10 protein-coding genes are annotated in these 6788 nt (G+C 56.2%); 5 read left to right on the top strand and 5 right to left on the bottom strand.

All coding sequences use genetic code 11. The features are described from left to right. Positions 1-479, bottom strand: a 479-nt coding sequence (locus ABJZ52_RS18270; RefSeq protein ID WP_348487828.1) for a hypothetical protein, incomplete at its 3' end; no start/stop codon positions are given. Positions 480-749: 270 nt separating this feature from the next. Here ABJZ52_RS18270 and ABJZ52_RS18265 point away from each other — a divergent pair. Further along, positions 750-899, top strand: coding sequence for a hypothetical protein (locus tag ABJZ52_RS18265; RefSeq protein ID WP_348487827.1), 150 nt, complete (start codon positions 750-752; stop codon positions 897-899). Positions 900-936: 37 nt separating this feature from the next. Here ABJZ52_RS18265 and ABJZ52_RS18260 read toward each other — a convergent pair whose 3' ends face one another. The 3 genes from ABJZ52_RS18260 to ABJZ52_RS18250 all read right to left on the bottom strand — a co-directional run bounded on the left by ABJZ52_RS18260 (position 937) and on the right by ABJZ52_RS18250 (position 2699). Beyond that, positions 937-1197 (bottom strand): hypothetical protein, encoded by a 261-nt coding sequence (locus ABJZ52_RS18260; RefSeq protein WP_348487826.1) that lies wholly within the window; start codon positions 1195-1197, stop codon positions 937-939. Positions 1198-1595: 398 nt separating this feature from the next. Then, positions 1596-2207 (bottom strand): DUF3800 domain-containing protein, encoded by a 612-nt coding sequence (locus ABJZ52_RS18255; protein WP_348487825.1) that lies wholly within the window; start codon positions 2205-2207, stop codon positions 1596-1598. 3 nt (positions 2208-2210) lie between these two features. Beyond that, complete coding sequence (locus tag ABJZ52_RS18250) at positions 2211-2699, bottom strand: helix-turn-helix domain-containing protein (RefSeq protein ID WP_348487824.1); 489 nt, start codon at positions 2697-2699, stop codon at positions 2211-2213. A gap of 298 nt (positions 2700-2997) precedes the next feature. Between ABJZ52_RS18250 and ABJZ52_RS18245 the strand changes: the two genes are divergently transcribed. Continuing rightward, complete coding sequence (locus ABJZ52_RS18245) at positions 2998-3993, top strand: hypothetical protein (RefSeq protein ID WP_348487823.1); 996 nt, start codon at positions 2998-3000, stop codon at positions 3991-3993. Between the two features lie 113 nt (positions 3994-4106). On the opposite strand, the gene ABJZ52_RS18240 is transcribed toward ABJZ52_RS18245, so the two are convergent. After that, positions 4107-4310 carry a hypothetical protein gene (locus tag ABJZ52_RS18240; RefSeq protein WP_348487822.1) on the bottom strand — a complete coding sequence of 68 codons (204 nt, stop codon included), beginning with the start codon at positions 4308-4310 and terminating at the stop codon, positions 4107-4109. 602 nt (positions 4311-4912) lie between these two features. On the opposite strand from ABJZ52_RS18240, the gene ABJZ52_RS18235 reads away from it, so the two are divergent. The 3 genes from ABJZ52_RS18235 to ABJZ52_RS18225 all read left to right on the top strand — a co-directional run. Beyond that, positions 4913-5272, top strand: a complete 360-nt coding sequence (locus ABJZ52_RS18235) for a DUF3768 domain-containing protein (RefSeq protein ID WP_348487821.1) — start codon at positions 4913-4915, stop codon at positions 5270-5272. 63 nt (positions 5273-5335) lie between these two features. Next, on the top strand, positions 5336-5464 hold the full coding sequence (locus ABJZ52_RS18230) for a hypothetical protein (RefSeq protein ID WP_348487820.1): 129 nt from the start codon (positions 5336-5338) through the stop codon (positions 5462-5464). 92 nt (positions 5465-5556) lie between these two features. After that, the coding region (locus ABJZ52_RS18225; protein WP_348487819.1) for a ParB/RepB/Spo0J family partition protein at positions 5557-6788 on the top strand (1232 nt) is incomplete at its 3' end.

Here is a 6788-nt window from a genome sequence, read left to right as displayed (position 1 = left end):
TTGTCGCCGGAGGTGTTTCGAAACCGACACCCCGCCGACATATATGGGGCGATTGCCCGTTGCGCGGTTGAGCATGGCGTCAGTGCAGTTCTGTCACCGTCGCCATGCTCAACCGCGCAACGGGCAATCGCCCCATATATGTCGGCGGGGTGTCGGTTTCGAAACACCTCCGGCGACAAAGGATATCCACGGGTTTCTGAAGCCCACGGGGCTGTCGACGCAAGCCCCGCGCATTTGCGTCTTGCCGAGAGCTCAATGATGCGCGGGTCCAAGACGATCTCCGCACCCAAGCCCTGCAGCATCTGAATAATATCCTTTTGGTAGGCAATCTTTGACCCATCAACGACAAAGCGTTTGCTCTGGATAACACCCGAAGCAGCCAGATCGGCGACCTTTCGGTAACTCGTTTCACCGAGCCGGACATAATGAGCCACGGGTTGAAAGACTGACGTTTGCTTCGGAAATGCGATGACACTCATGGTATGACCTTTCTGTTTCAGAATATAGTTCTGTGAAACCTAAAAGTCAATCCAACTTTCTCAGCAATCTGTGCATGCGGTTTTCACACATTTGTCTGTGACGTGCTGCCTTTTGGAAGTCGGTCAATCCTTAGCCGGAACCATGATGCACCGTCGCGTTGCTGCAAGCGCTGCGCACTTCTCCATTTCGTTGCGACCTGCCGGGTGCAGCTCCTCTCCTCGGTGCGTCACTTGGGCTTCGTCATTGTCCATAACCAAAAGGAGATCATTGTGACCAAACTGATGAAGAAAATCCGCGCCGTTCTTCGGAGCATGGCTCGCAAGGCCAAGCTGAAACTCAGCGTCGCCCTGTCCATTCCGGGCTTTCTGAAGGTCGAGGTTGCGTATGAAAAAACGCTTATGCCGCCCGACACGCCCTAAAGGCGGGGCCCGCGCTAAATCGCGGGCCTTTTCCGGATCACTCCGTCGATGAGCGCAACGGATTGCACGCGTACATGCCAATCTCGCCACCTTCTGTCCCATAGGCGATCATCGTGCCTTCAAGCATTTCTTGGCCCTCTGGAATGTGCATCGCTCGAATCTCGACATTCTCGTCAACCTCGCGGAACGCTTGGAGCGCCGCCGCATGGCAGGTAGGCTCATCAACGAAGTCTCTGCGCGTGTTCAGCTCGGAGCCACTGGCAAAATTGAAGACGATAATGATCAACAAGACCTTCATTCCAAACCTCCGTCACATGAAAACCGGAGCTTTGAGGCCCCGGCTTTCCGATGAAACTTTCACTTTCACCTTGCAGGACCATCGGCGTCCCCGCCTGTATCCTGCCCTTACAATAATACGGTATTGTTAGAGTGCCAAGAACTTTTTCCGTGGTTCATCTTGCCCAAATATCCTCCGGTGAGGCGCGCTGCGCCCGGGGGCGGACAGCCCCCATCTGATGATCGATCAACAAGGTGCAACAGCAGGCAGTTATTGAAATCTTAGCGGCCTTTTGCTATCTAACGACTGTGACTCGTCAGGCCGCGTGCCGGACGGGAGCAGCGGTGACCCGGACCTCAAACAAGGGCCGGTTGCAAGCCGCACCCCTAAAAGCCGCCCTTGTGGCGGTTTTTTTGACTTCACAGTATCTCGATTTTGTAGGTCTCTCGCAGCTTTTTGGCGTTTTCTTCTTCTTTATCGATCCAGGCCCTGGCATGGGCGACCACATCCGCAAGCTGCAGCATACGAGACGCTGCGGAATCCAACGGCGTGATCCGCGTGACAGCCCGAAACAGCCCGTCGTTACGTTGAGCGTTCTCGATCATCTTTCCAAAAGTTGGATGCGCATTTTGCTCGCTGACGTCGATGATCACCTCGACGTTCCCGACATTGCGCGTCAGTCCATTGAATGCAGCAAAGCGTCGAACACCAATCTTTACCATTTCAACCAACGCACGCGCATAGATTTCAGGCCGATCGCCAACCATTCCCCCACTCCGCTTGTTGAGCATCAACAAACTCGCAGGCGCTGAAGCTTGCGCATACTGAGCCAAGATGCTTTGAAGACCAGATTTTGCCCACCCTGCAGCGTGAACCTCATTGACAGATTGAGGCAACAGGTCACTGAACGCTTTGTCGGCCTTTCCACATTCGGAAGACCAGACCATCGCGCAACCAAGGGCAAAGTTGTCATCCCCCGCCGTGCCGTACTCATCGACGAAACACAGAATTTTCTTATTGAGGCGCGTCATAAGCTAGGGCGTCCTGCCTTTGCGCTTGGCCCGCGCCCGAGCATTCGGCGTCTCGGTTTTCTCACGTGCTACCCGCCGTTCTTCCCGCTCATCATCAAAGTCAGGCACCAAAGCCTTGAGCTTTGCCACAAGCCCGTTCAGCCGATAGATGTTCGAGCCGTAGTCTCCATGGGCGGTGATCTGCTGTTCCCTTTCAATCAGACCTGCATCTTCAAGCGCCTTGATGTTGATCCGTACCGTCGCCGGCGTGATGCCCATCCGGGTCGCCAAATCCTTCTTCGAAGGAAAAGGCGGATTGTCAGGCCGCATCCAGTAGCTCAGCAATTGAACGATTATGTTGAACTGTGTTGTGCTGATCCCGAGCCGAGATTGAGCCCGCACCAGAATGTTCGGCACAGCCGTATAACCATGGGAGATCACGTTCGGACCATAGATCTTCTCAGTTGAAGATTTCTTTGGCAGATCGGTTTCAGATTTTGTCGCTTTGGCCATCGGCTTTTCCTTTCACCCATGACCTAACGACACGCCCTTTCGCAAACAACTGCCGTGAGGAGCTTGGCGATGGTGTATTTTGCACCCCACCTGCCTTACAATGTATTGCGCTATATGGCATTACGGTCATTGAGTACCGATGCTTAGCTATCGTATTTTGCACTAGGGGTATATATAGAAATCGACCCTACTGTAGGGTCGATTATACGCCATCGCGAAATGGCAATTTTATTGTTGTCTCATTTGTATCATGAAGACAATCGTACGGCCACAACTTAGGCAAGGAGATGTGCCCAAAATGAAGTTTCGTCGGCGCACCATTGACGGAATAGCTGAGCTGATCTGCGGCAACCGCGCCGAAGGAGAAACCTGCTACTTTCCTTACCGGTCCAGCTATTATCTGACGGCATTCTTCAAAGACGCAGGTACTGCGTATGAGCACGATGGGTCGACGAGGTCATGGTGGGTGGCAGAGACGCTTGAGACTATTCTCGCCGAACCCTCAAAAGATGCACAAGCTCCGCCCGACGCGTTCCTGCGCGTTATCCAATGTCTGATGGATCAGGGTGATGCCGAAGATGAGCCCGCAAACCGGCCGGGCGCGCTTACAGCCCTGAATGCCCATCTGGCCCGCGAAGGCTTTCAAGCTTTCTTTGCTGACGATCGGCTCTGCTATCTCAAGAATACCGAAACGAAAGCTGTCGCGGGACTGGTCAGCAGCCCCCATCGCCCGCTTTCGCCAGAGGAAACTAAGAAAAAAGATCAGCTCACTGCCTTCCTGGATCAATGCAGCGAAGATGAGTTGATCGAAGACATTCTTTTGCCGCTGTTTCGTCAGCTCGGCTTTTCAAGGATCACTGCAGCCGGCCACAAGGACAAAGCTCTTGAATATGGAAAGGACATCTGGATGCGCCATGTTCTACCGACGCAACATGTCCTCTACTTTGGTATCCAGGCCAAGCGGGGCAAGCTCGACTCTGCCGGGGTGACGAAGTCCTCCAATGCGAATGTCGCGGAAATCCACAACCAGGTGACCATGATGCTTGGTCATGAGATTTTCGATCCTGAGGTCAGCCGACGTGTCTTGGTAGACCATGTTTTCATCATCGCTGGTGGCGAGATCACAAAGGCTGCCCGGAACTGGATTGGCAATAAGCTCGATGCAACAAAACGCAGCCAGATTATGTTCATGGATCGCGGCGATATCGTGAACCTGTTTGTCACTTCCAATGTCGCCCTGCCGGCCGCGACCGAGCATGCTACATCATCCTTGGATGACGAGATCCCTTTCTAATTCGATCAGGCTTTCATCTTGCCTGAAATATCCTCGGGGGAGCGCCCGTAGGGCGTGGGGGCAGACAGCCCCGAGAACAGCGAAAAGGGCCGCCCGGAGGCGACCCGATCTGCTTATTCCGTGACATCGCCTTTTGCCGATGGCTGGAAGGCGACCAGTTCGGTGACGCCAACGGGAAAATCGAGCTTGACGGTCAGGAAGGTTTCGTCCGTGTCCCGCTTTGTGTTCTCGAACACCGCGCCAACCCGGCGATAGGTGGTCTTTTCGGTGCCATTGTCATCGTATTTGACGGGGACGGTGAGAGTGTAATGTGTCATCTGATTGCTCCTTGTTTCGATGAAGGTGGCCAAACGCATCGAACGAGGGTGCGGCGCAGGCTGAAAATCGGAGGCTCCCCCGGAAACCGTTTTTCTGCTTGCCGGGGCTTTGCCACGGGAACGCCAATCCCGCGATGCGTCACCTTTCATCTTTCCAGAAACAAGGCAGCAGCGATCAGATGCGATTGCACGGCCGTCCCAGCCTCATACGCCAAAGGCCGCGAGAAGAGACAGCGGGGATCCCGCTTTAGGCGCGGGATCGAGGATATAGCGGACGCCGGCCCCTCCGCTTCGCTCTAGGTCCGTCGGCATTTTTCCAATTGTTTGTCCGCCTGCCATCCCCTGGCGCCGGCGTAAACAGGCAAGCGCCGCGGTCCCCGCGTCGGCTCCACAGAGGCCGTGTCCTCGCTTCGCTGCGGGCCGCACCACCCTCTGTTCCGCCCCGTTGACGCCAACTCCATGGGACGCAGATCGGGCTGCGCCCTCACCTGCTCTGTCCAGCCGAATGGGAGGCCCATTCGGTCTGAAAAGATCAGCCGAGGCTTCGCCACTGGCGGAAAGAGGTCACAAGACCCGACCGCATCACCACAAGGAGGCCAAGGATGGCTGACACGGATGAAGACCGAACGCGGGAGTGCGCCCGCATTGCTGAACAAAACGATGCTTTTCGTCATCGCCGTGAATGCGGTGGTCAAGGCAAATGGGTCTGGACCCAAGCCGTTGACGCCGAGGGGATGGATTTTGTCCTGACCTGCATTGCCGCCGTCGCGGCATATGACGATTTCACAGAAGAAAACGACCCGTTTGGAACCCACGAAATGGGGTTCATGGACGTGTCCGGCAAAAAGGTCTGGTGGAAAATCGACCTGTATGACCGCGTCTATAGGGGCGGTTCGCCGCATCCTACGTCGCTCGCAGAGACGCGCCGCGTTCTGACGATCCTTTTCCCAAGTGACTACTGAAATTGGCCATCCCGCAAAGGGGTGCGCCAAAGGCGCTGCCTGCGCCCGAGAGGAGGTGAACACATGACCAGAGCAGGTATCGAGCAGCGCAAACGCGCAGCAATCGCGCTTTTGAGAAAGGAAGGTCTCTCCGCCAAGATCGGCCTCACCTTTCTGAAACAATTTGGCGGTGAACGCCATCGGTCCGAGTGAACCAACGAATGCCGCCTAAGCGGCCTTGCCTTACCCCGTCAGGGGTGGGGCATCTCTACCAAAATCAACACCACAAAACAAGGAATGTCCAAATGACGAAGCAAACTAAAATCATCGCGACTGAGGCCCGCTTTCCACTCGCAAAGCTGTCTCTGTCCCCCATGAACCCACGCCAAAACGTGCCCGAAGTGGATGTGATCGAATTGGCCGAAAGCCTCTACAGCGCTGGCATGATCCAGTCCATCGCGGGGCTGGCGGGCAAGAAAGACACCGCCAAGATTGTGGCAGGAGGACGCCGGTTGCGTGCCCTGAAATATCTGGACGCAAAGCACTCCGATCTGGCCAAAACTCACCCCGAACTGGCGAATCCGATGGTGATGCTGGCCCCCGACGCGGAAACCGCCGAGGCATGGGCGAATATGGAGAACGTGGCCCGCCGCGATCTGCACCCCGCCGAGGAAATCCGCGCCTATGGCAAGATGGAGGCCAAAGGCGGCACCGTGGGAGCCATCGCCCGCGCCTTCGCGGTCAATGAGAAGCACGTCTATCGCCGCCTCGCTCTGGCCCATTTGCCTGAGCCGGTTCTGGACGCGCTTGCAGCCAATGAAATCAGTCTGTCCAACGCCGCCGCCTTCACCGTCAGCACGGATATGAAAGTCACGCTTGAAGTGCTGGAACGGGCGCGGGGTGGCAGCTACAGCGATCACCAGATCAAGCAGGCTCTCAAACCGGATTCCGTGCGCAGCAGTGACCGTCGCGTGATCTATGTCACCGAGGCAGGCTATGACGAGGCCGGAGGCCGCAAGACCGCCGATCTGTTCCAAGATCAGACGTTCTTTGATGATGTGGCTTTGCTGGACGATCTCTTTGAGGCAAAGCTGACCGAGGCCATCGAGACAGTGCGGGCCGAAGGCTGGAAATGGGTTGAAGCCATCCACGACCACTACCTTTGTCACTACAGCATGGGGCTGGACAAGTTTGGCCGGGTCTATGCCGAAGAAGGCCAGTTGTCCGAGGAAGAAGCCGAGCGCTATGACGCATTGGCCGAACTGGCAAATGGCGATGTGCTGGACGCGGCAGGCGAGGCTGAATTGGCTGCACTGCAAGCGACCATCGACGGGGAATACACCGACGAACAGCGCGCCCATGCGGGCGTCTACGTCTATGTCGATGGCAACGGGGTGCAGTCGGTCAGCGGCGCATTGGTGAAGCCCGACGACAAGAAGGCCGCGATTGAGGCCGGTGTCCTGCGCAAGTCGATGCACAGCAGCAGCGGCAGCGATGGTCCGAAGTCGCCTATCTCGCAAAAGCTGCGCGACGACTT

It is taken from the genome of Roseibium sp., assembly GCF_039982295.1.
Lineage (GTDB): Bacteria > Pseudomonadota > Alphaproteobacteria > Rhizobiales > Stappiaceae > Roseibium.
This window is presented reverse-complemented; position numbering and strand designations above follow the sequence as displayed.

Excerpts from the sequence above, each read along its gene's own strand:
- ABJZ52_RS18260 (WP_348487826.1), bottom strand. The coding sequence starts at position 1,197 with ATGAAGGTCTTGTTGATCATTATCGTCTTCAATTTTGCCAGTGGCTCC.
- ABJZ52_RS18255 (WP_348487825.1), bottom strand. The coding sequence starts at position 2,207 with ATGACGCGCCTCAATAAGAAAATTCTGTGTTTCGTCGATGAGTACGGC.
- ABJZ52_RS18250 (WP_348487824.1), bottom strand. The coding sequence starts at position 2,699 with ATGGCCAAAGCGACAAAATCTGAAACCGATCTGCCAAAGAAATCTTCA.
- ABJZ52_RS18245 (WP_348487823.1), top strand. The coding sequence starts at position 2,998 with ATGAAGTTTCGTCGGCGCACCATTGACGGAATAGCTGAGCTGATCTGC.
- ABJZ52_RS18240 (WP_348487822.1), bottom strand. The coding sequence starts at position 4,310 with ATGACACATTACACTCTCACCGTCCCCGTCAAATACGATGACAATGGC.
- ABJZ52_RS18235 (WP_348487821.1), top strand. The coding sequence starts at position 4,913 with ATGGCTGACACGGATGAAGACCGAACGCGGGAGTGCGCCCGCATTGCT.
- ABJZ52_RS18230 (WP_348487820.1), top strand. The coding sequence starts at position 5,336 with ATGACCAGAGCAGGTATCGAGCAGCGCAAACGCGCAGCAATCGCGCTT.